The sequence below is a fragment of the Sphingomonas sp. PvP056 genome, assembly GCF_040549155.1.
GTDB lineage: Bacteria > Pseudomonadota > Alphaproteobacteria > Sphingomonadales > Sphingomonadaceae > Sphingomonas.
Genome location: NZ_JBEPST010000001.1, coordinates 639284 through 660869, shown reverse-complemented (window position 1 = coordinate 660869; position 21586 = coordinate 639284). Strand labels below are relative to the sequence as shown.

The window sequence follows — 21586 nt, the reverse complement described above, 5'->3', positions numbered from 1 at the left end:
AGGTGGCGTGCTGGACTGCCCCTCTCCCCAGCCCTCTCCCCTGAGGGGAGAGGGAGAAGCGGTTACGCGGCCTTCACGCTCGCATAGGCCCAGTCGAGCCACGGCCCGAGCGCGACGATATCCGCGGTGTCGACGGTCGCGCCGCACCAGATCCGCAGGCCCGGCGGTGCATCGCGGTAGCCCGCGATGTCATAGGCCGCCTTTTCCTTCTCGAGCAGCCCGGCGAACGCCTTGATCATCGCTTCGTCCGCACCCTCGACCGTCAGGCAGACGCTGGTCTTCGAGCGCGTCGCTTCGTCCACCGCGAGATGCCCGAGCCACGGCCGCTCCGCGACGATCTGGTCGAGGGCAGCTGCATTGGCGTCGCTGCGGGCGATCAGCCCGTCCGCGCCGCCGACCGTCTTCGCCCATTCGAGCGCTGCGATACAGTCCTCGACCGCGAGCATCGACGGCGTGTTGATCGTCTCGCCCTTGAACACGCCTTCGGTCAGCTTGCCCTTGGAGACCAGGCGGAACACCTTTGGCAGCGGCCAGGCGGGGGTGTAGCTTTCCAGCCGCTCGACCGCACGCGGCCCGAGGATCAGCACGCCGTGCCCGCCCTCGCCGCCCAGCACTTTCTGCCAGGAGAAGGTCGCGACGTCGATCTTGTCCCAGTCGATGTCATAGGCGAACACCGCGCTGGTCGCGTCGGCGAAGGACAGGCCTTCGCGGTCGGCGGGGATCCAGTCGGCGTTGGGAACGCGGACGCCCGAGGTGGTGCCGTTCCAGGTGAACAGCACGTCGTTCGACCAGTCGACCGCGCCCAGATCGGGCAGCTGGCCATAATCGGCGCGGACCACGGTGGGATCGATCTTGAGCTGTTTGACCGCGTCGGTGACCCAGCCTTCGCCGAAGCTTTCCCAGGCGAGCGCGGTGACGGGCTTGGCGCCCAGCATCGTCCACATCGCCATTTCATAGGCACCGGTGTCGGAGCCGGGGACGATCCCGATGCGATGCGTATCGGGGAGCTTCAACAGCTCGCGCATCAGGTCGATCGAATATTGCAGCCGCGTCTTGCCGATCTTCGAGCGGTGCGAGCGCCCCAGCGAGTCGGTGGCGAGAGTGGCGGCGGACCAGCCCGGAGGCTTGGCGCACGGGCCCGAGGAAAAATACGGGCGTGCAGGCAGGTGCGCAGGACGCGCAGGCAGTTCAGTCATGTAGTCTCTCCTTACAGAGAGCACGCGCGGCGTTGGGACCGCGTGGCCCGTCGCCGCTCCTAGAGCCATGCCGCGCAACGTCAAGTCGTTTCGGTCGACACGCGCGCAACGATCGTTCAGCATGCGAGTCTTACCGGGGGGTAATCATATGAAGATCATCGATCCGCGCGAACCCGCTGCGGTGTATTCCATCGTCTTGTGGCTTGTCACGGATCTGGGGGTTGCAGTGTCCGGCGCACTGCTCATCGTCAGCCTCGGGGGTTTCGGCGACATCTGGTCCCCGCCGGCGCTGGACTTCGTCAAGCGTTTCAGCATCGCGACCAACACCTGTTCGATGATTGCGTTCGCCTTGTCCGTGGTGTGCTTCGCCCGCTGGATCCACAACGCAACCAAACGGGCACACTTGTTTTCCGGCGGGATGACGATCTCGCCGGGCTGGGCAATCGGTTCTTATTTCATACCGATCGTCAACCTGTTCAAACCGTTCCAGGCGATGCGCGAGATCTGGCAGGCCAGTATCGCGCCGAATGCCACCGGTATCGTACCCGTGCCGGTCGGGATGCGAATCTGGTGGGGCCTGTGGCTGGTACGCGTCGGTCTGAGCAATGCCAATTACCAGGTCATCGCCAACGTCAGGAACCTCCTCGACATCGGGATCAGCGGAGCGCTCAACATCCTGACGTTCGTGATCGACGTGCCGATGGCGGTGCTGCTGATCGTCCTGATCCGTCGGCTCGGCGCAAATCACCGTGCGCGCGTCGAAGCACAGATTTTTGGATAGCGATCCGGGCACGGGAAGACGCTAACGGTCTGGCATGTTTCGTAGCCTTGCCGTTGTTCTGCTGACGCTTTCGCTCGCCGCCTGCGCATCGGGAGACCGACGTAACGCGCAAGCGCCGCAGCGTCCTGCGGGGGCGCGGCCGGTTACGCTCGACCTGCCGACCAGCCGCGAGACCAAGGCGTGCTTTGCCGACCTGTCGCGCGCCGAGGTGCGCTACTCCCCCCTGCCCGATCGCGACTATGGCGGCGGATGCCAGATCGTCGGCGCGCTGCAACTGCTCGACATCGGCATTCCGGTCACCAACCTGCGCGCGATGCGGTGCGGGCTTGCCAAGAGTTTTTCGGGCTGGGTCGAACATGCGGTCGTCCCCGCCGCGCATCAAATGCTGGGGAGCGATCTGGTGCGGATCGAAAGCATGGGCACCTATGCCTGCCGCAACGTCGTCGGCACCAAGGCGGCCTATGCCGCGCGCCGGTCCGGCCATGCCACCGCCAATGCGGTCGATATCTCGGGGTTCGTGCTCCAGGACGGGCGGCGGATCACGATCCAGGGTGGATGGAACAACCCCGATCCCAACATCCGCGCGTTCCTGCGCACGATCCGGGCGTCGGCGTGCCGGCGGTTCGGCACGGTATTGAGCCCGGATTACAATACCGCGCACTATAACCACCTCCATATCGAGGACGATCGCGCGGGGTTCTGCCGGTGACGGTGGCACGTCTTGCCTTCAAATCCGCCACCGAAAGGCCTATTTGGCGCAGATGAGTCAGTCCCCCAAGCACGACACGCACGTTCCCTCGCGCGTATTCCCCGCCGCCCGCACCGATGCCGAACAGGCCAAGACCGGTGTCAGCACCCCGCAGACCGAAACCCCGGCGTATCGCCTCGCCTTCCAGGACATGGATTTCCTGCTGCGCGAGGATCTCCGCCCGATCCGTTTCCAGCTCGAATTGCTCAAGCCCCAACTCATCATGGACGAGGCCAACATCGCCTCGACCTTCGTGATGTACGGCTCCGCACGCATCCCCGAGCCCGCCAAGGCGCAGGCGGTGCTCGATCTCGCCCATGCGGCGGTCGACAATCGCGAGCAGGCAATTCGTATCGCCGAGCGGCTGGTCGAGAAGTCCAAATATTACGACGTCGCACGAGAACTCGCGCAACTGGCAAGCGGTTTTCCGCTCGATACCGAAGGCAAGCGCCACTTCGTCGTATGCTCGGGCGGCGGACCCTCGATCATGGAAGCCGCCAATCGCGGTGCCGCGGAAAGCGGGCATGAATCGATCGGGCTCAACATCGTACTCCCGCACGAACAAGCCCCCAATCCGTACGTCACCCCGGCGCTGTCGATGCAGTTCCACTATTTCGCGCTGCGCAAGATGCACTTCCTGCTCCACGCGCGCGCGCTTGCGGCGTTCCCGGGTGGGTTCGGCACGTTCGACGAACTGTTCGAGCTGCTGACGCTGATCCAGACCGGCAAGATCGCGCCGATCCCGGTGCTGCTCTACGGCCGCGACTTCTGGAACCGGGTCGTCAATTTCGACGCGCTCGTCGAGGAAGGCGTGGTCAGTGCCAAGGATCTGTCGATCTTCACCTTCGTCGAGACCGCGGAAGAAGGCTGGGACGTCGTCCAGGACTTCTACCGCGACCGCGACTGATGCAGGCCGGCTCGGGCGGTGTCGATGCACCGCCCGAGCCGCAACCCCTTACAGCGCCGGTTCGCGCAGCAACGGCGCGTGCCGGTCGACCAGCGTCGCACTCGCGGCGTTAAGCCCGATCACCTCCACCGCGATGTCATGCCGCCGCATCTTGAACACGACGTCCTCGAGCGCGCCGACCGCGGTAATGTCCCACAGATGCGCACGCGTGAGATCGATCCGGGCGTTGCGCGCGGTATCCGCCACGTCGAACCGGTCCGCGAAGATGTCCGCACTCGCGAAGAACACCTGCCCCGTCACGTCGTACAACCGGGTGTCGCTCGCTTCGTCATAAGCGACCGCGACGTCCATCAGCCGCGTGACCTTGAACGCGAAGAACACCCCGCTGAGCAAGACCCCGACGACAACCCCCATCGACAGGTCGTGCGTCAGCACCGTGACCACGACGGTCGCGAGCATCACCACGCCCGACACCTTTGGATGCCGCGCGAGATCGCGCAGCGAACCCCAGGAGAAGGTGCTGATCGACACCATGATCATGATCGCCACCAGCGCCGCGACCGGCACTTGCGCGATCCACGGACGCAGCGGCACCATCACCACCAGCAGGAACACGCCCGCCGCCAGCGTCGACAGCCGCCCGCGCCCGCCATAGCGGACGTTGCCGACGGTCTGCCCGACCATCCCGCACCCGGCGATCCCGCCGAACAGCCCTGCGGCAAAATTGGCGAGGCCGAGCCCGGTCGATTCGCGCGCCTTGTCGCTCTTGGTCTCGGTCAGGTCGTCGACCACGGTTGCGGTCATCATCGATTCGAGCAGCCCGACCGCCGCCATCGCCACCGCGTAGGGCGCGATGATCGTCAGCGTTTCCCACGTGAACGGCAGGTTCGGCAGCGCAAACGTCGGCAACGACGCGGGCAGCTTCCCGAGATCCGCCACGACATGGACCGGCATCGGAAACGCGATGCTGATCGCGGTCAGCACGACGATGCAGATCAGCGGCGACGGGATCGCGGTCGTCACGCGTGGGACGAGATAGATGATCGCCAGCCCCAGCGCGATCATCGCATAGGTATGCCAGCTGACGCCCAGCATCTGCGGCACCTGCGCCGAGAAGATCAGGATCGCGAGCGCGTTGACGAACCCGGTCCGCACCGAGCGCGAGACGAAGCGCATCAGCACGTCGAGCTTCAACAGCCCGAACACGATTTGCAGCACGCCTGCGAGCAACGTCGCGGCGAGCAGATATTGCAGGCCATGCGCATGGACGAGCGCAGCGGCGACCAGCGCGACCGACCCCGCCGCACCCGAGATCATCGCCGGACGCCCGCCCGCGAAGGCGATGACGATGCCGATGACGAAGGAGGCGAACAGCCCGACTTGCGGGTCGATCCCGGCGACGAAGGAGAAAGCGATGACTTCGGGAATAAGCGCGAACGTCCCCACCATGCCGGCGAGGACATCGCGCCGCGCGCCGGTAAGATCGGTGAACCATTCGGCGCGGTAGCGCGAAAGAGACAGTGTATTCATGAAAATGAGGTCCGCATTGACCGCCGACACGCGTCGCTTACCTGCGACACGCGGTTGTTTGAAATGGCGGATTGCGTTGTCCGGCGGATCGGCGGCCGGAATAGCCACCCGGGTTTTCACCGGGTCCTTACGAATGGGGCGCTGCTAGGCGAGAACGCGCGGCGGTGCAACCACCCTTGTGCGATAGCCCTGTCGAACGAGGCTGCCGGTCGCATCGGATCCCGGGGGCGGGCTGCGCAATACGTTCCCCGTCGCACCTAGCCTGTTCGCATCGGGCAACTTGGCATATCCTCCGCGGCAAGGTCGCGCGGAGGGCGGAGCAATCCTGCGAACGGGCGCAATTTGACATCCCGCCGTCATTTTCGCGGCATCAAACAAGAGTCATTTATTACTTATCATTGCCTTGCGCAGTGTTGTAGCGAGATTTCCCGCTTGGTATTCGGAACGATATGAAATCAATCTATGCAAACGCACGCATGGCCGTTGCTTTTCTTGAAGTTCACGATCTTGAACCACGGGGAGAAACTTTCGAGATCGCGTATGACATCACCGCGAACCCGACGACGGATTTTGCCCGCGCGATCGCGGAGGAGATCGACGCCGGCGTGCGGCTGACACCGGAAATCCTGGCAAAGCTTCATACGCGGTTCGACCGCGCGCATCGTGCCACCGACGTCGCGACGCGCGAACGCTCGGTCGAGCGCCGGGCATCGCGCCTCAACACGCTGACGTCGGACGCGCAGGACATCACCCGCACGCTCGGACACGATGTGACCGCGCTGGCGAAACAGGCGGACAACTGGCCCAGCACCGAGGATCTCGTCGTTCGGCTGTCGGATGCCGAGCGCGATCTGTCCGAGTTGCGAGCCGAATTCGCGAAATTGCGCGACGATGTCGTCGCGACGCCGGGTGGCGAGGAAGACCTCGACCATGACAGCCTGACTCGCCTCCTGAACCGCAACGGCGGTGGCCCGGTGCTGGACAAGCTGGCAAGCGAAGGCCCCTTCATCCTCGTGATGTTCGGGATCGACACGCTCGATCCGATCAACGCCCGCTATGGCCGCGCAGTGGGGGACAATATCCTCAACGCACTCGCCACCACGCTCCGCCAGACCTTCGCCAGCAGCGACGTCATCCGCTGGAGCGGCAACCGGTTCATCGTCGCGACGGCGGACTTGTCCTTCGCTGCGGCGCGGCTCGTGGCCGAGGATGTGCTGTCGTCGTTTTCGGCGCGGCGGTTCAAGTTGCGCGGGACCGGTGAATGGATCGGGATCGTGACCGCATCCGCGGGAATCGCGATGGGAGCACCGGGGGCGATCGACGCGACACTCGAACTCGCCCGGCACAACATGCAGACCGCGCTGGAGAATGGCGGGAACGCCGCCGAGTCGTAAAATCCGCCACGCATTACAGATGGACCCCCCGCCCCGCCCGCATTAGGGCTGCACGCTTTGTCACAGACGATGTGTGGAACAGGCCGTGGGAAACGTAGCAGTAATCGGCGCTCAATGGGGCGATGAGGGCAAGGGCAAGATCGTCGACTGGCTCGCCGAGCGCGCCGATGTCGTCGTGCGCTTCCAGGGCGGGCACAATGCCGGTCATACGCTCGTCGTGGGCGAGAGCGTCTACAAGCTGTCGCTGCTCCCCTCGGGGATCGTGCGCGGCACGCCGTCGGTGATCGGCAATGGCGTGGTGCTCGATCCGTGGGCGCTCAAGGCCGAAGTCGAGAAGCTGCGCGGCCAGGGCGTGACGATCACGCCCGACACGCTGATGCTCGCGGACACCTGCGCGCTGATCCTGCCGTTCCACCGCGATCTCGACGCGCTGCGCGAGGATGCGAGCGGGGCCGGCAAGATCGGCACGACGCGGCGCGGGATTGGTCCTGCCTATGAGGACAAGGTCGGCCGCCGCGCGATCCGCGTGTGCGACCTGGCGCATCTCGATTCGCTCGATGCGCAGCTCGACCGGCTGACCGCGCATCACGACGCGCTGCGGGCAGGGTTCGGCGAACCGCCGATCGATCGCGCCGCTTTGGTGCAGGAACTGCGCGAGATCGCCGATTTCGTCCTGTCCTTCGCCAAGCCGACGTGGCGCGTGCTCAACGACGCACGGTCGCGTGGCAAGCGGATCCTGTTCGAGGGCGCGCAGGGCGTGCTGCTCGACGTCGACCACGGCACCTATCCGTTCGTCACTTCGTCGAACACGATCTCGGGCACCGCGGCGGGCGGCTCCGGCCTCGGCCCGAGCGCGGTCGGTTTCGTGCTGGGGATCGCCAAGGCCTATACCACGCGCGTCGGCTCGGGCCCGTTCCCGACCGAGCTCGAGGACGAGACCGGCGCACGGCTCGGCGAGCGCGGGCACGAGTTCGGCACCGTCACCGGGCGCAAGCGTCGCTGCGGCTGGTTCGATTCGGTGCTGGTGCGGCAGTCGGCTGCGGTTGGTGGCATCACCGGGATCGCACTGACCAAGATCGACGTGCTCGACGGGTTCGACGAAGTGAAGATCTGCACCGGCTATAAGCTTCGGGGCGAGACGCTCGATTATTTCCCCGCGCACGCCGCGGATCAGGCCGAAGTCGAGCCGGTCTATGAGAGCATGCCCGGTTGGCAGGAGACGACGGCGGGCGCGCGCAGCTGGGCGGATCTGCCCGCACAGGCGATCAAGTACATCCGCCGGATCGAGGAACTGATCAAATGCCCGGTCGCATTGGTTTCGACCAGCCCCGAGCGTGACGACACGATCCTCGTTCGCGACCCCTTCTCGGACTGACATGCAAAAGGCCCCGACTGCTTTCGCAATCGGGGCCTTTGCTATCTACCTTGACGGCAGAATGATTACATCGGGCGCTTCTTGGTGCGCTTCGACTTGGTCGTCGTCGTGGTGTCCGTCGAGCTACCGGTCGTCATCGCCGAATCGGTCGACGTTGCGGGATCCGCAGTCGTCGGGGCGGTCGGCGTGCTTGGTTGCATGGACGGATCGGCCTGTGCCGAGCCTGCTGGTGCGCCCGGCATTGCAGATGGATCACCCGGCATGGTCGACGGTGCGCCTGGCATCGAACCGGGGGCACCCGTCTGCGCGCCGCCGGGGGCTGGCGTCATCTGCGAGACAGCTGCGGTGGAAAGTCCAAGTGCGGCAATTGCTGCCAAAATTGCGATACGCATGGGTCTGGTCCTCTTCTGTGACATGACCTTCGAATGGGTCGGGGTAATAACGCCCGACTTGCGTTTTGGTCCCTCTTTCCGTCGCCGATTTTAACCAACCTATCAGTTTATTAACCGTTTTTGGCCCCGCATTGCGCTATGTGCAGCAGTTTCTGGTCAGCCAGCACGAGCGCCACCATCGCCGCCACCACGGGTACGCCCCGAATGCCCACGCACGGATCGTGGCGCCCCTTGGTGGCGATTTCGGCGGCTTCTCCGTCGGGCGAAATCGTCGCCACCGGGGTCAGAATCGAACTCGTCGGCTTGAACGCAACGCGCAGGGTCACGGGCTGGCCGGTGGCGATCCCGCCCGCGATCCCGCCAGCATGGTTGGCCAGAAACTCCGGGCCATCCGTGCCCGGGCGCATCGGATCGGCATTATCCTCCCCGCGCAACGTCGCTGCGGCAAAGCCGTCGCCGATTTCGACGCCCTTGACCGCGTTGATCCCCATGCACGCCGCGGCGAGCTCGGCGTCGAGCTTGGCGTAGAGCGGCGCGCCCCAGCCCGCGGGAACGCCCGTCGCCGCGCAGGCGACCACTGCCCCCAGCGACGATCCGGACTTGCGCGCAGCGTCGACCAGCGTCTCCCAGCGCGCCGCCGCCTGCGCATCGGGGCAGAAGAACGGGTTGCGGCCGATCTCGTCCACGTCGAAATTGGCCGGATCGATCGCGTCGCCACCGATCGCCTCGACCCAGGCAATGATCGTCACTTCGCTGACGACCAGCCGCGCCACCGCCCCCGCCGCGACCCGCGACGCAGTCTCGCGCGCAGACGACCGCCCGCCGCCGCGAAAATCGCGGAAGCCGTATTTCGCGTCATAGGCATAATCGGCATGGCCGGGGCGATACGCCTTGGCGACCTCGGAATAGTCCTTCGAACGTTGGTCGACATTCTCGATCATCAGGCTGATCGGCGTCCCCGTCGTGCGCCCCTCGAACACACCCGAGAGGATGCGGACCCGATCGGGCTCCTGCCGCTGCGTGGTGAAGCGCGAGGTGCCCGGGCGACGCTGGTCGAGCCACGGCTGGATGTCCGCCTCGGTGAGCGGGATCCCCGGCGGGCACCCGTCGACCACCGCGCCAATCGCGGGACCGTGGGATTCCCCCCAGGTGGTGAAGCGGAAGACGTGGCCAAAAGTGTTGAAGCTCATCCCCTCCCTGTCATCCGCCTGTGCGTGCGGGTCAAGCCATCGGGCTGTATCAGCACTCCGTTCGATCGTTGATCCGCTCGGTTGAACGTCCGACTTTGGGTGGTGCGCTGCCGTCGCGGGGATGACGATGGGGGAGCGGAATGTCCTGCAACCTGTCCGTCATTCCCGCGCAGGCGGGAATCCATTAGCACCGTCCGTCCTGTGCTGCGCAGTCAGCCAGTATGGATCCCCGCCGTCGGGGGGATGACGGAAGGGGGGTGGCCGTGCCCCCTCAAATGTCGGCCACCGACGCATCAGGCTAAACGGCGAAAATTGGCGGTCAGCTGCCGTTCGCCGGTGATCGGTTCACCCATGTCCGAACCCGATCTGTAGCCTCTTCGAGCATGGCGGGGAGGGTCTCGGTTGCGCCTTCCCAGCGCTGTTCAAACTCGCTTTCGTCGTCGGTATCGACGGATCGAGCAAGCACGGCGACACGACCGCTAAGAGGTTGGTCAATCGAGATTTGAAAGCATTCGAATGGGCGTAAACCGGGCAAATAGGCAAACCTTGCAGGTCGGCCTGCCCATTCTATGAAGAGCTTTTTCGCGGTCGCCGCTGCCCAAGCGTCAATGATCGGATCAACTTCGGCAAAGGATGTCATGGCTGGAGTTTGCGGCATCTACAGGATGTCCGCAACTGGGCGGTTGCGATCGGGCGGCTATGTCGCGAGATGGTGGTTAGCTGCCGCTCAGCCGATCCGCTAACTCACGCAGATAGCTGACCGCACCTTCTACTGGTTCTAGCTCGGATTGGACCTTTGTTGAACCCATCCACCAAAGCCAACGGCTACGGAACCGAGGTTTGAACAACGACGCTCGATAGTTGCGACTGACGAAGCCAACATTGAAAGCTGGCTCGTAACCAAGTTCAGGAGCAAACTGTTCGCCACGTTCTAACGCATTTGCGAACTCAGTTAGCTCGTAGGGCAGATGGTCTTTGTAACAACCGTTGAGGCGGAAGGAAGTGTTGCCAACCGTTACCACAAGGTTCAGCGCTTCTTGGCTCCAGCCGTCCTCAAGTTCGATCCGCATACCCGCTTATGACGGCCACTCCGAGGCATCGTCAACGTCCGCAACTGGGCGTCATCAGACCGTCCGCTTTATCTGCCGGACATAAGATACTGACCAATGCGCACAACTGCGGCTCACCCCAGCTGGATCAGTTCCAGGCGGTTGCCGAACGGATCCTCGGTAAAGAACCGCGTGCGCCCGGGGATCGGTACGTCTTCCCCGATCGGGCACCCCGCATCCACCAGTCGTCCACGCAGCGCGCCAAGATCGTCGGTCGTCAGCGCGACATGCGCCTTGCGTGCAGGGTGGAAATCAGCGTCCGCGCCGAGATGAAGCTGGTGGAGGCCGAGATCGTACCAGCACCCGCTCCGCCCCGCCAGACTCGCGGGACGGTCGAGTTCGCGCAGGCCGAGCAACGTACCGTAAAAGGCACGCGCCACGTTCTCGCTACCCGGCGGGATCGCGATCTGCACGTGGTCCAGCGCGAACGCCATTACGCCAGCGCGATGTCCGGTGCGTCCTCGGCTTTCATCCCGATCACGTGATAGCCTGCGTCGACATGATGCGTCTCACCGGTCACACCGCTCGCCAGATCGCTCAGCAGGTACAGCCCGGCCCCGCCGACGTCCTCGATCGTGACGTTGCGCTTGAGCGGCGAGTTGAGCTCGTTCCACTTGAGGATCAGGCGGAAGTCGCCGATCCCCGAGGCGGCGAGCGTCTTGATCGGCCCGGCCGAGATCGCGTTGACGCGGATATTGTCACGCCCGAGATCGACCGCGAGATATTGCACGCTCGTCTCGAGCGCAGCCTTGGCGACGCCCATCACGTTGTAATGCGGGATGACCTTCTCCGCGCCATAATAGCTGAGCGTGAGCAGCGATCCGCCGTTGGGCATCATCGCCGCCGCGCGCTTGGCGACCGCGACGAACGAGTAGACCGAGATGTTCATCGTCATCAGGAAGTTGTCGAGCGACGTATCGACATAGCCGCCACGCAGCTCGTTCTTGTCCGAGAAGCCGATCGCATGGACGACGAAATCGATCGTCGGCCATTCCTTCGCGAGATCGGCGAAGGTCGCGTCGAGCGCGTCCATGTCCGACACATCGCAGTTGAACAGCCGCGCCACACCGAGCTGCTCCGCCAGCGGCCGCACGCGTTTTTCCATCGCTTCGCCCTGATAGCTGAATGCGATTTCCGCACCAGCTTCGCTCAGCTTCTTGGCAATTCCCCAAGCAAGCGAACGATCATTGGCCAAACCCATGATCAAACCGCGTTTGCCCGCCATCAATTCCGTCACGCCGCTACCGCCTCCTGTTGGTCTGCTCCGCTCTCTACCCCGTGTTCGGTCGGTTCCGCCAGTGCTGCATTGAGATGCGCGCCAAACACGATCCCCAAACCGACCAGAAAGAAGAACAACAAGGCGACGATCACACCCGCAAGACTGCCGTAGGTAAGGTCATAACTGCCCAGCTGCGACAGCACGAGCGGGAGCAGCGCGGTGATGCTGATCCACCAGACGGTGGTAAACATCGCGCCGGGCCATTTGGGGCATTTGCTCAGGCGGTATTTGGACGGCGTCACCGACAGGAACAGCATGTACAGCGCACCGAACATGACGACGCCCGGCACGGCACGCGACAGGCCGACCCAGCCCGCGATGTCCTCGGCAAACGGCAACAGCGCATAGATGAAGCGCTCTGCCGCGGTCAGTACGCCCTGGATCAGGAACGATAGCAATGCGAGCACGACCGACGCGATGATCACCAGCATCGAGCTCAACCGATAATGCCAGAACGGCTTGCTTGATTTGACGCCGTACGCGCGGCGGAAGATGTCGCGGATCGTCTCGACGAAACTTCCGACCGACCACAAGGCGACCAGCGCACCGATCCACAGCAGCGAACCGGTCCGCGCGAGCAGCACGTCGTGAATCGGCTTCTCGAGCAGTTCGGCAACATTGCGCGGTAGCACGTGGAGGAACGAGGCGACCGCACGCTGCGTCTCTTCGCTTTGACCAATCAGCGAGGCGATTGCGGCGGCTAGGATAAAGAAGGGGAAGACCGTCAGCAGTGCGAGATAGGCGAGGTTGCCCGCGTGGATGAAGCCATCGGTAAAAACGCCGATCAACGCGCGCTTGGTCACCTCCCACGCGCGGGCCAGGATATTGGCGCGTCCCGCTGCGGTTTTGAGGTGGTTGCCCGCCCCTCCACGCAGCGCACGCTCTTCGGGGGAGGCGGGGGAAACGTCACTCATTCGGCGTTAGACGCCCATATCACCCCGAGGGTTCCCTAAGTCGCGGTCTTTCCAGCCTTGTACGAACTCGATCAACGCGTCGTCGCCGACCGGCAGGTCGACCATCAGCGTCACCAGCTGGTCCCCGCGCGTGCCGTCCTTGCGGTAAAATCCCCGCCCACGCAGCCGCAGCATCTTGCCCGAGGAGGAGCCCTTGGGGACCGTCAGCATCACCGCGCCTTCGACGGTGGGCACGCGGACGCTCGCGCCCAGTACGGCTTCCGACAGGCTGATCGGCAGGTCGAGCAAGACGTTGTCGCCATCGCGTTCGAAGAAGCGGTGCGGCTGGATCTCGATCGTGACGATCCCGTCGCCATTGCCCCCCGGCCCCGGCTGACCCTTGCCCGCAAGCCGCATCTGCGCGCCGCTTTCGAGTCCGGCGGGGATCTTGAGGTCGATCGTCTTGCCGTCCGCGAGTGTGATCCGCTGCGGCTTGGCGGCGGCGGCATCGGCAAACGACACGTCAAGCTTGTAGAGGACGTTCGCGCCCTTGGGCTGCTCGCGCCCACGGCCGAAGCCGCCGAACCCGCCCGAGAATCCGCCACCGCGACCGCCGCCCGAGAACATGCCCTCGAAGATGTCGCTGAGGTCGGGACCGTCCGCCTGAAACCCCTGCCCGCCCGGGCCGGGGCGAAACCCGCCGCCCCCGCCGCCCGGACCGCCGAAACCGAACGGCGACGCGGGGTTGCCCTCACCGTCGATCTCGCCGCGGTCGAAGCGCGCGCGCTTGTCCTTGTCGTTCAGGATATCATAGGCTTGCGTCACCTTGCCGAAGCGGTCGCTGGCCTTGGGATTGTCCTTGTTGCGGTCGGGATGGAGCTCCTTGGCGAGCTTGCGATACGCCTTCTTGATGTCCGCTTCGCTCGCGGTGCGTTCGACGCCCAATGTCGTGTACGGATCGGCCACTTCTATCCCCGGTGTTGGTCTTTCCCCCTAGTTGGGGAGTCATTACGCCCAGCGCAAATACCGGCCGCAAATCTCAGACGGCAGCTTCTAGCACAGGTGCGACGTCGACGCTGACATCCATCTTCTGCGCGCTCGACCCGAGCACGACCCCATCGATCGGTGCGATTTCACCATAATCGCGTCCGATCGCCATGACGATATGGTCGCCCGCCATCCAGATCCCGTTGGTCGGATCGACCCCGACCCAGCCAAGCTCGGCACCACACCACAGCAGCACCCACGCATGCGTCGCATCCGCACCGACCAGCCGCGGCTGGCCCGGTGGCGGGAGCGTGCGAATATAGCCCGAGGCATAGGCCGCGGGCAGCCCCGCCGCGCGCAACCCCGTGATCATGATCTGCGCGAAATCCTGGCAAACGCCGCCGCGCTTGACGAACGCCTCGTGCGGGGGTGTGTCGACCAGCGTCGCATGCGGATCGAACGCGAAGTCGTTCTGGATGCGTTGCGCCAGCGCGATCGCGGCATCGAGCGCGGGGCGATCAGGGTCGAGATCGACCGCGCAATAGTCCGCAATGTCCCGGTCGAGCGGGATCAATGGCGACGGGAAGAGATAGCTCGCGGGCCCCGCCGGCGACGCATCGCGACTGGCGCGCGCCGCTGCGGCGATATCGTGCAGCCGGGGTGACCCGTCCGACGGCATCGGGATCGGGCGGTCGATGTCGATCCGCGAGATGCTCTCGATCACCAGATGCCGGACGGGCTCGTCGACCACCAGCCGGACGACGTTGGCGAGCCCCGCTTCGGCGCGCGCGGGAGCAATGCGGCCCGCGGGGGAAATGCGCAGGTCGTAATCGAGCAGCGTCTGCCCCGACCAGTGGATCGGCTTAAGCCGGAGGTTGCACCGCGCGAACTTGACGTTCCCGCCGTAGTCGAACCGCGTGATGTGGCGAATGTCGTAGATCACGCGAGCACCATCCCCGCCGCGCGCAGCGGCTCCGCGCCTTGCAGGAAATAGCGCCGCGCGATCGCCTCGGACAATTGGAACAGCCGCCGCTCGACATCGCCTAGGATATCGTCATCGAGCGCGGCCGCGGTCGCGGTCGTGATGATCGCCTGCAACACGGTGCCCTGCGCCTGTTGTGGTTCTTCCATCCCGTCGTCTTCCAGAACCGGCAATTGCCCGAGATGCTCGCAGATCCGCACGATCTGATACGCCAGCGAACGCGGGTTGTTGGGGTCGAGCGCGACCAGGTCCACCACCGGCACGCGCGCGAGCCCCGTCAGATAGCGCTGGCGATAGCTGATTTGGCTGTCGGCAAGATCGAGCAGCGTCGACAGATCGTCCCCGCTCGCGCGCGCCAGTCCGAACGCGCGGACCGCGCGCGTCATGCCCGTCGCCCGTTCGAGCCGCCGCCCGAGATCATGGAACCGCCACGATGCGGTGCGCCCCATATGCTCGGCGGACAGCCCCGACAGCGCCGCATAGCGCCGCTGGAGCGACCCCGCACGGTCGAGCATTCCGCCCCGGCTCGGGAAGGGCGCGTCGAGCAAGCGGATCACGTCGGCGGCAAGCCGGTCGCGCGACCCCTGCCCGATCCCGCGCGCGAGCCGGTTGATCGTGCGGACGCTGTGCCAGTCGCCATCCTCGAGCGCGGTGCGCGCGAACGCGGACAGGTCCGCGCGGCGCAGCGTCGGGGGCTGCGGTGCGCCACCGCCGTTGACGACCAGCGACACCAGCCCGCCGACCGTTTCCGCCCCCAGCGCCGCACCCGCATCGGCGTCGATCGAATTGCCCAGCATCACGCGGATGATCCCGAGCAACGCCTCGCCGCGCTCGAGATAGCGCCCGAGCCAGAAGAAATTGTCCGCAACGCGGCTCGGAAGCGTCCCCGGATTGCGCCGGACATGGATCGTATCGGTAGGTTGCAGCAGCGACACCGGCGGCACCGCCTCACCCCCGTGGACGACCACATCGGCGGACCATGTCCCCTGCCCCATCACCGACGCACGCGGATCGGGATGTTCCGCGATCCGCGCGAATCCGCCGGGCAGGACCGTCCAGCCGCCATCCCCGCCGCGCGCGGCAAAGACGCGCACCGTGAACGGGCGCGCAGCCAGCCCGCTGTCGGTGACGACCGGCATGGTCGACAGGCGGACGATTTCCTGCCCGACATAATCCTGCGGGCGCCGCTCCATATCCGCGAGCAGCGCGGCGCGTTCCGGGCCGGTGATCTCCGACCCCGGCCGGGCGATCCCGTCGGGCAAGCCAAGCGGCGCGACCCCGAACGCCGAGCCGATCAGCATCGTGTCGAAATCCTCAGTCACGCAGGCGCGTGCGGCATCCTGGCCACACCACCAGGTCGCGATATTGGGGAGGATCAGGTCGCGCCCGGTCTCGCGCGCGGCGATCCGCGGCAGAAATGCGCCGAACGCGGGCGATTCGAGCACGCCCGCGCCGGGGGCGTTGGCAATGACGAGATTCCCCGCCGCCGCCGCATCGATCAGCCCTGCGACCCCGATCCGCGAATGCGAATCGAACGCGAGCGGATCGAGCAACCGCGGGTCGACCCGGTTCCACAGCGCATCGACTCGTTTGAGGCCGCCGATCGTGCGGACGTACAGCTTGTCCTCGAGCGCAGCGAGATCCGCCCCCTCGACCAGCAGGAACCCGAGATAACGCGCGAGATGCGCCTGTTCGGCATAGCTCGCGCTATACCGCCCCGGCGTGAGCAGCCCGATCCGCGGCTCGACCCGGCGACATGCCGCCGCCAGTCCGTCGCGGAAGGCAGCGAAGAACGGCGCGTGCCGCTGGACGTTGAGCCGCGCCTGCAACCCGCCGAGCGTCCGCGCGATCGCGAGCCGATTCTCAAGCGCATAGCCAGCGCCCGCGGGCGCGCGCAGATGATCCGCCAGCACGCGCCATTCACCCGTCGGTCCACGCCCGAGATCGATCGCGACGAAATGCAGGTGATGGCCGCCCGGCGGAACCAGCCCTGCCATCGGGCGTAGAAAATGCGGCGATCCGCCGACCAGCGCGGCGGGCAGAAGCCCACGCGTGACGAGGCTGGCGTCGCCGTAAAGGTCCGCAGTGATCGATTCGAGCAGATCGGCGCGCTGGACAATCCCCGCCTCGATATGCCGCCATTCGTCATGATCGATCAGCAGCGGCACCGGGGAAAGCGGCCACGGCCGTTCCTCGCTTTCGCCGATGATGCGGAAGCCCGTGCCGATATCTTCGGCATGGCGCTGCACCCGGTCGCGCGCCTGGCCAAGATCGTCGCCCGCGATGGCGGCGAGTTCCTCGAACATCCCGCTCCACGCGGGGTCTGGCTGCACGCACAGCACATCGCCCGACGTCGCGCGGGCGCGATATTCCGCGATCCAGCGCGCGGCATGCGTTCCGGCGTCGAGCAGCGAGGGGGCTGGGGCGGTTGCCATCAGTTTGCTCGCTGTTCGGTTGTACGACGGTGCCGACGCGGCCCCGCACAGTCGACGCGAGCGGCTGCCCGGCGCGGTGCGCCCGCCGACGCATGGGTGCGGCAGAAGAATGGCGTGACGATCACTCGGGCCCCTTTGATCCCCGGAGGACTTGGCCACAAGTCCCTCGCATGTGCAACACGCCAATCAAAGATCGGGAAGAACCTGATTCGCAATTCCCCAGCCAGCAAGATCGGGGGAGGCCGCGCGGACGATCAATTCGTCCGCATCCCCAACGCTCCAACGGTTCGCGCGATCCAGACCCCGTAATTCGGTCCACGAAACAGGCGCCGCCACCGGCGCCCCGGCCCGCGCGCGTCCGACATAGGGCATCACCGCGGTCGCGCCGCGCTGGTTGCGGAGCCAGTCGATGAAGATCCGCCCTTTCCGCTTCGCCTTGGACATGGTCGCGACGAACCGCGCGGGCTCCGCCTCGCCCAGCGCCCGCGCGAAGCGATCCGCAAAGTCCTTGACCGCGGGCCATTCGGCCTCGGGCGTCAGCGGCACGACGACATGGACGCCCTTGCCCCCCGACAGGAGCGCGAAGCTGACCAGCCCGAGTTCGGCGAGATGTTCCTTCAAATCCTCGGCGGCCTTCTTGACCACGTCAAACCCAAGGTCCTCGTCCGGGTCGAGATCGAACACCAGCCGGTCGGGTTTTTCGAGCGTGGCGATCGACGATCCCCAGCCGTGGAATTCGATCGTCCCCATCTGGACGCAGGCGACCAGCCCATCGGCATCGTCGACGTAGAGATATTCCTCGGTCGACCCGTCCTTCTCGAGGATCGGCACCTTGTGGACCTGATCCTCCTTGAAGCTGCCCGCGTCATGCTTCTGGAAAAAGCATTGTTTCGCGCGACCCTGCGGACAGCGAACGAGGCTGATCGGCCGGTTGCCCGCGAAGGGCAGCATAATGCCCGCGACCTTGGCGTAATAATCCGCGAGCTGCCCCTTGGTGACGTTCGATTCGGGGAAGATCACGCGGTCACGGTTGCTGACCTTGACGTTGATCTTGGGGACTTCGCCGGTTTCGACGGGGGTTTCGACGGGCTTTTCCGCGACGACTTCGGATGCCTTCTTGTCCTCGCGTAGCCCCAGGAAGCTCGAATGGCGCAGCACGCCGTCGGGCGTCGTCTCGGCGAAGGCAACTTCGGCAACGAGCTTGGGAGTGACCCAATGCGCGCCCTTCACCACCGCGCGCGGCGCCTCGACCGTCGGGGTCTTGCGCTCGATCTTCTCCAGCCGCTCGCGCAGGTCGAGCATCGTCGCGGTATCGAAGCCGGTCCCGACCTTGCCCGCATAGACCATTCCGTCCGGACCGTTGACGCCCAGCAGCAACGACGCGAACCCGCGCGTCTTGGCGCTCGGGGTCCAGCCGACGATGACGAACTCCTGCCGCTGGATGCATTTGATCTTGAGCCACGCCTGCGTCCGCTTGCCGCGATACGGCGCGTCCGCGCGTTTGGAGACGACGCCTTCATAGCCTTCGCGGCACATCGTTTCGAACAGCGCCTCGCCCTGCCCGATAACATGATCCGAATATTGGATCCGCGCGTCTTTGCCATCGATGAGCGGTTGGAGCCGGTCCTTGCGCGCGCTGTTGGCGAGTGCGGTGAGGTCCTCGCCGTCTATGCTCAGCAGATCGAACGCGAAGAAGGTCATATCGCCGCCCGCCGAGATCGCGTTCTTCAAGGTCGAGAAATCCGGCTTGCCGTCCTTGAACGCGACGATCTCGCCATCGAGCAGCGCGGTGTCGACAGGGAGCCTGGCGGCGGCATCCGCTATCTTCTGGAACTTGTCGGTCCAGTCGAGACCGGAGCGGGTGAACACCTTTGCCTTGCCTTTGGCGACGACGATCAGCGCACGATAGCCGTCGTATTTTACCTCGTGGAGCCACTGGTTCCCGGTCGGGACAGAATCGACCAGCGTGCAAAGCTGCGGCTCCTGAAACTTCAATTCCTCCCCGGAACGGGGAGGGGAACCGCCCGGCTTCTTCAGCCGGGTGGTGGAGGGGTCCTTCCGCGAGCGCGGCGCTGCCTTCCCGCCCCCTCCACCATCTGCTGAAGGAGCAGATGGTCCCCCTCCCCGTGCCGGGGAGGATTTGGACGGCTTCCCCTCGGCAATCTCCACCATCGTCCGCCCGGTCGAAACACTCGTCAGTGCGGTCTCGACCAGCACGTCGGTCCCGCCCGCTTCGGCATCGCCGACCTTGCGGAGCAGCCAGCTCTCGCCCTTCTCCTTGCCGCGCGGCTTCAGGCGGATCAGCATCCACTCGCCCTTCATCCGCGCGCCGTCGAGGACGAAGTGGAGGTGGCCGTGCTCGAGATCCTTCGCGCTCTTGCCCGCGATCGGTGACCAGGTGCCGCTGTCCCACAGCATCACCGTGCCGCCGCCATATTCGCCCTTGGGAATCGTCCCCTCGAACTCGGCATAGGACATCGGATGATCCTCGGTCCTGACCGCAAGCCGCTTCTGGTCGGGATCGATGCTGGGGCCCCGCGTGACCGCCCAGCTCTTGAGCACGCCGTCGACCTCGATCCGAAAGTCCCAGTGCAAGCGGCTGGCGTCGTGCTTCTGCACGATGAAGCGGTTGCCGTTTCCGGGCGCGAGCGTCCCGGCGGGCTCCGCGGTCTTCGCGAAGTCCCGTTTGGAATTGTACTTTTCGAGCGGATCGAGGGTCATAAGATTCCCTCACGCTGACGGGCGGACGCACCTACCTTCTCCCCTCCCTGGAAGGGAGGGGTTGGGGGTGGGTCGCTCTGAAAGAGGCGACCCGTTCCACCGCGGGCCGACCCACCCCCTACCCCCTCCCTTCCAGGGAGGGGAGAATGACACACGTTACGCACGCTTCTTCGCCGGTGCGCGCTTGGCAGGGGCCTTCTTCGCCGCCGGCTTGTCCTCGGCCTTCGCCGCGCTAGCCCCCATCGACTTCTTGAGCGCTGCCATCAGATCAACCACGTTCGACCCCTTGGCCGAAGCATCGTCGTCCTTCTCCTCGATGATCTTGCGCCCCTTCGACTTGCGCTTGCGCTCGATCAGGTCGCGCAGCGCATCGACATAGCGGTCGTGGAAATCCTGCGGATGGAACGCCCCGCTCTTCTTCTCGATCAGCGCTTCGGCCAGATCCATCAGGTCGGCGTCGGGCTCGTCGTCGGGAATGTCGCGGAAATAGCCCTGCGCCTTGTTGACCTCGTCCGCATAGCGCAGCGTCTCGAGCACCATCCCGCGCCCGCACGGCTTCAAGCTCACGACATATTCCCGCCCGCGCATCGCAAGTTGTCCTAGCCCGACCTTCTTGGTCCGCCGCAGCGCCTCGCGCAGCACGATGAACGCCTCCTCCGCAAGGTCATCGGCGGGCACCACGAAATATGGCTTCTCGTAATAGAGCACATCGATCTCGCTCGCATCGACGAACTGCGTCAGTTCGAGCGTCTTCTTCGATTCGAGTTTTACCGCGTCGATCTCGTCCTGCTCGAGCAGGACGTAGGAGCCCTTCTCATATTCGAAGCCCTTCATGATCTCGTCGGTGTCGACTGGGCCGACCCCGGTGACGACCTTGTCGTAATGGATTGGCTTGCCGCTCGGCTCATGGATTTGCTTGAAACTGACCTGCGCGCCCGATTTGGTCGCGCTGTAGATCTCGACCGGAATCGACACCAGCGCGAGCCGGATCTGTCCTTGCCAATAGGCGCGTGCAGCCATTGCGATTGGTCCCTTCGTTGCGAAACCGATTCAATCCGCGGGCGGGGCAGATGTTCCGGTCAGCGCAATCGTTGGTCGAGGGTCGGACCGATGTCCCTGGCAGAATGGACGATGCCGATGATCGTCACGCGGCCACGACCGACACGATAGAAGATGATGTATCGGCCATACGGACGACGATGGATTTCGATCGGCAGATACCGCGGATCGATTGGATAGGCTTGCGGGAACGCCAGCAGATCGCGGCAGGTCGCCCGTAACTCCTGGACGAACGTCTTTGCGCGGGAAGGATCGTCGTACGCGATCCAATGATCAATCTCGCGAAGGTCATCGACCGCAGGACGCGAGAAGACGAGTTTCAAGCGGGGTTTTTCAGGGCTGCATATTTGGCGAGAAGCTCTTCGAAAAAGGCTTCGCCATCGACGACATCGTCTGCATCGTCCGCAGCAATCCCCGCCGCGACTCGCTCGTCGACATACTCCTGGAACGTCTCGCGCTCCTTCACCAGACGAACCCCCTCGCGCAGCACCTCGGTGCGCGATGCGAAGCGACCGGAATCGACAAGCTGATCGACATAGTTGTCGAGCGGTTCGCCGAGATTGACCCTGCTGGCCATGACGCGTCTCCTGTTGGTCTCATCATAGCAG

At 65.0% G+C, this 21586-nt stretch carries 21 protein-coding genes and 1 other annotated feature; of the genes, 5 read left to right on the top strand and 16 right to left on the bottom strand.

Translation table 11 applies throughout. The annotated features are described in order from the left end of the window. Positions 1–62: 62 nt before the first annotated feature. Positions 63–1196, bottom strand: coding sequence for a phosphoserine transaminase (locus ABIC17_RS03155; protein WP_354279189.1), 1134 nt, complete (start codon positions 1194–1196; stop codon positions 63–65). 148 nt (positions 1197–1344) lie between these two features. Here ABIC17_RS03155 and ABIC17_RS03150 point away from each other — a divergent pair, with 148 nt between their 5' ends. The 3 genes from ABIC17_RS03150 to ABIC17_RS03140 are packed head-to-tail and all read left to right on the top strand — an operon-like array spanning position 1345 to position 3632. Further along, on the top strand, positions 1345–1977 hold the full coding sequence (locus ABIC17_RS03150; RefSeq protein WP_354279188.1) for a DUF4328 domain-containing protein: 633 nt from the start codon (positions 1345–1347) through the stop codon (positions 1975–1977). Between the two features lie 34 nt (positions 1978–2011). Next, a complete protein-coding gene (locus ABIC17_RS03145; protein WP_354279187.1) occupies positions 2012–2686 on the top strand; it encodes an extensin family protein in 675 nt (224 codons plus the stop codon). A 52-nt stretch (positions 2687–2738) separates the two neighbouring features. Beyond that, positions 2739–3632 (top strand): LOG family protein, encoded by an 894-nt coding sequence (locus ABIC17_RS03140; protein WP_354279186.1) that lies wholly within the window; start codon positions 2739–2741, stop codon positions 3630–3632. A 48-nt stretch (positions 3633–3680) separates the two neighbouring features. Here the strand turns inward: ABIC17_RS03140 and ABIC17_RS03135 are convergent, their stop codons facing one another. After that, positions 3681–5162 carry a SulP family inorganic anion transporter gene (locus ABIC17_RS03135; protein ID WP_354279185.1) on the bottom strand — a complete coding sequence of 494 codons (1482 nt, stop codon included), beginning with the start codon at positions 5160–5162 and terminating at the stop codon, positions 3681–3683. Between the two features lie 74 nt (positions 5163–5236). After that, positions 5237–5292, bottom strand: a sequence feature (sul1 is cis-regulatory element that is thought to sense ions involved in sulfur or methionine metabolism; They are found in Alphaproteobacteria). Positions 5293–5638: 346 nt separating this feature from the next. Between ABIC17_RS03135 and ABIC17_RS03130 the strand changes: the two genes are divergently transcribed. Both ABIC17_RS03130 and ABIC17_RS03125 read left to right on the top strand, forming a co-directional pair. Then, entirely contained in the window at positions 5639–6556 is a 918-nt protein-coding gene (locus ABIC17_RS03130) for a GGDEF domain-containing protein (RefSeq protein WP_354279184.1), read from the top strand. Positions 6557–6641: 85 nt separating this feature from the next. Further along, positions 6642–7931, top strand: coding sequence for an adenylosuccinate synthase (locus tag ABIC17_RS03125; RefSeq protein ID WP_354279183.1), 1290 nt, complete (start codon positions 6642–6644; stop codon positions 7929–7931). Between the two features lie 65 nt (positions 7932–7996). On the opposite strand, the gene ABIC17_RS03120 is transcribed toward ABIC17_RS03125, so the two are convergent. From ABIC17_RS03120 to ABIC17_RS03055, 14 genes are all read right to left on the bottom strand, one after another. Beyond that, the gene (locus ABIC17_RS03120; RefSeq protein ID WP_354279182.1) at positions 7997–8323 is read right to left on the bottom strand and encodes a hypothetical protein; all 327 of its coding nucleotides are present in this window, start codon (positions 8321–8323) and stop codon (positions 7997–7999) included. Positions 8324–8433: 110 nt separating this feature from the next. After that, positions 8434–9513 carry a chorismate synthase gene (gene aroC / locus ABIC17_RS03115; RefSeq protein WP_354279181.1) on the bottom strand — a complete coding sequence of 360 codons (1080 nt, stop codon included), beginning with the start codon at positions 9511–9513 and terminating at the stop codon, positions 8434–8436. A gap of 319 nt (positions 9514–9832) precedes the next feature. Continuing rightward, on the bottom strand, positions 9833–10153 hold the full coding sequence (locus tag ABIC17_RS03110) for a hypothetical protein (protein ID WP_354279180.1): 321 nt from the start codon (positions 10151–10153) through the stop codon (positions 9833–9835). 76 nt (positions 10154–10229) lie between these two features. Continuing rightward, positions 10230–10583 (bottom strand): hypothetical protein, encoded by a 354-nt coding sequence (locus ABIC17_RS03105; protein WP_354279179.1) that lies wholly within the window; start codon positions 10581–10583, stop codon positions 10230–10232. Between the two features lie 113 nt (positions 10584–10696). Further along, the gene (locus ABIC17_RS03100; RefSeq protein WP_354279178.1) at positions 10697–11056 is read right to left on the bottom strand and encodes a VOC family protein; all 360 of its coding nucleotides are present in this window, start codon (positions 11054–11056) and stop codon (positions 10697–10699) included. Next, positions 11056–11859, bottom strand: a complete 804-nt coding sequence (gene fabI / locus ABIC17_RS03095; protein ID WP_354279177.1) for an enoyl-ACP reductase FabI — start codon at positions 11857–11859, stop codon at positions 11056–11058. Before fabI ends, ABIC17_RS03100 begins: the two co-directional genes overlap by 1 nt. Beyond that, positions 11856–12815, bottom strand: coding sequence for a YihY/virulence factor BrkB family protein (locus ABIC17_RS03090; RefSeq protein ID WP_354279176.1), 960 nt, complete (start codon positions 12813–12815; stop codon positions 11856–11858). Before ABIC17_RS03090 ends, fabI begins: the two co-directional genes overlap by 4 nt. Before the next feature lie 6 nt (positions 12816–12821). Continuing rightward, positions 12822–13760, bottom strand: coding sequence for a DnaJ C-terminal domain-containing protein (locus ABIC17_RS03085; protein WP_354279175.1), 939 nt, complete (start codon positions 13758–13760; stop codon positions 12822–12824). Between the two features lie 73 nt (positions 13761–13833). Beyond that, positions 13834–14724: a transglutaminase family protein gene (locus tag ABIC17_RS03080; protein WP_354279174.1), complete on the bottom strand. Its 891-nt coding sequence runs from the start codon at positions 14722–14724 to the stop codon at positions 13834–13836. Further along, positions 14721–17198, bottom strand: coding sequence for a circularly permuted type 2 ATP-grasp protein (locus tag ABIC17_RS03075; protein WP_354279173.1), 2478 nt, complete (start codon positions 17196–17198; stop codon positions 14721–14723). Before ABIC17_RS03075 ends, ABIC17_RS03080 begins: the two co-directional genes overlap by 4 nt. A gap of 186 nt (positions 17199–17384) precedes the next feature. Further along, the gene (ligD, locus tag ABIC17_RS03070; protein WP_354279172.1) at positions 17385–19919 is read right to left on the bottom strand and encodes a DNA ligase D; all 2535 of its coding nucleotides are present in this window, start codon (positions 19917–19919) and stop codon (positions 17385–17387) included. Positions 19920–20075: 156 nt separating this feature from the next. Further along, entirely contained in the window at positions 20076–20939 is an 864-nt protein-coding gene (gene ku, locus ABIC17_RS03065) for a non-homologous end joining protein Ku (RefSeq protein ID WP_354279171.1), read from the bottom strand. 59 nt (positions 20940–20998) lie between these two features. Then, positions 20999–21301 carry a type II toxin-antitoxin system RelE/ParE family toxin gene (locus ABIC17_RS03060; RefSeq protein ID WP_354279170.1) on the bottom strand — a complete coding sequence of 101 codons (303 nt, stop codon included), beginning with the start codon at positions 21299–21301 and terminating at the stop codon, positions 20999–21001. Then, positions 21298–21555, bottom strand: coding sequence for a type II toxin-antitoxin system ParD family antitoxin (locus ABIC17_RS03055; protein WP_354279169.1), 258 nt, complete (start codon positions 21553–21555; stop codon positions 21298–21300). The genes ABIC17_RS03060 and ABIC17_RS03055 overlap by 4 nt, the downstream gene beginning before the upstream one ends. Between the last annotated feature and the right edge of the window lie 31 nt (positions 21556–21586).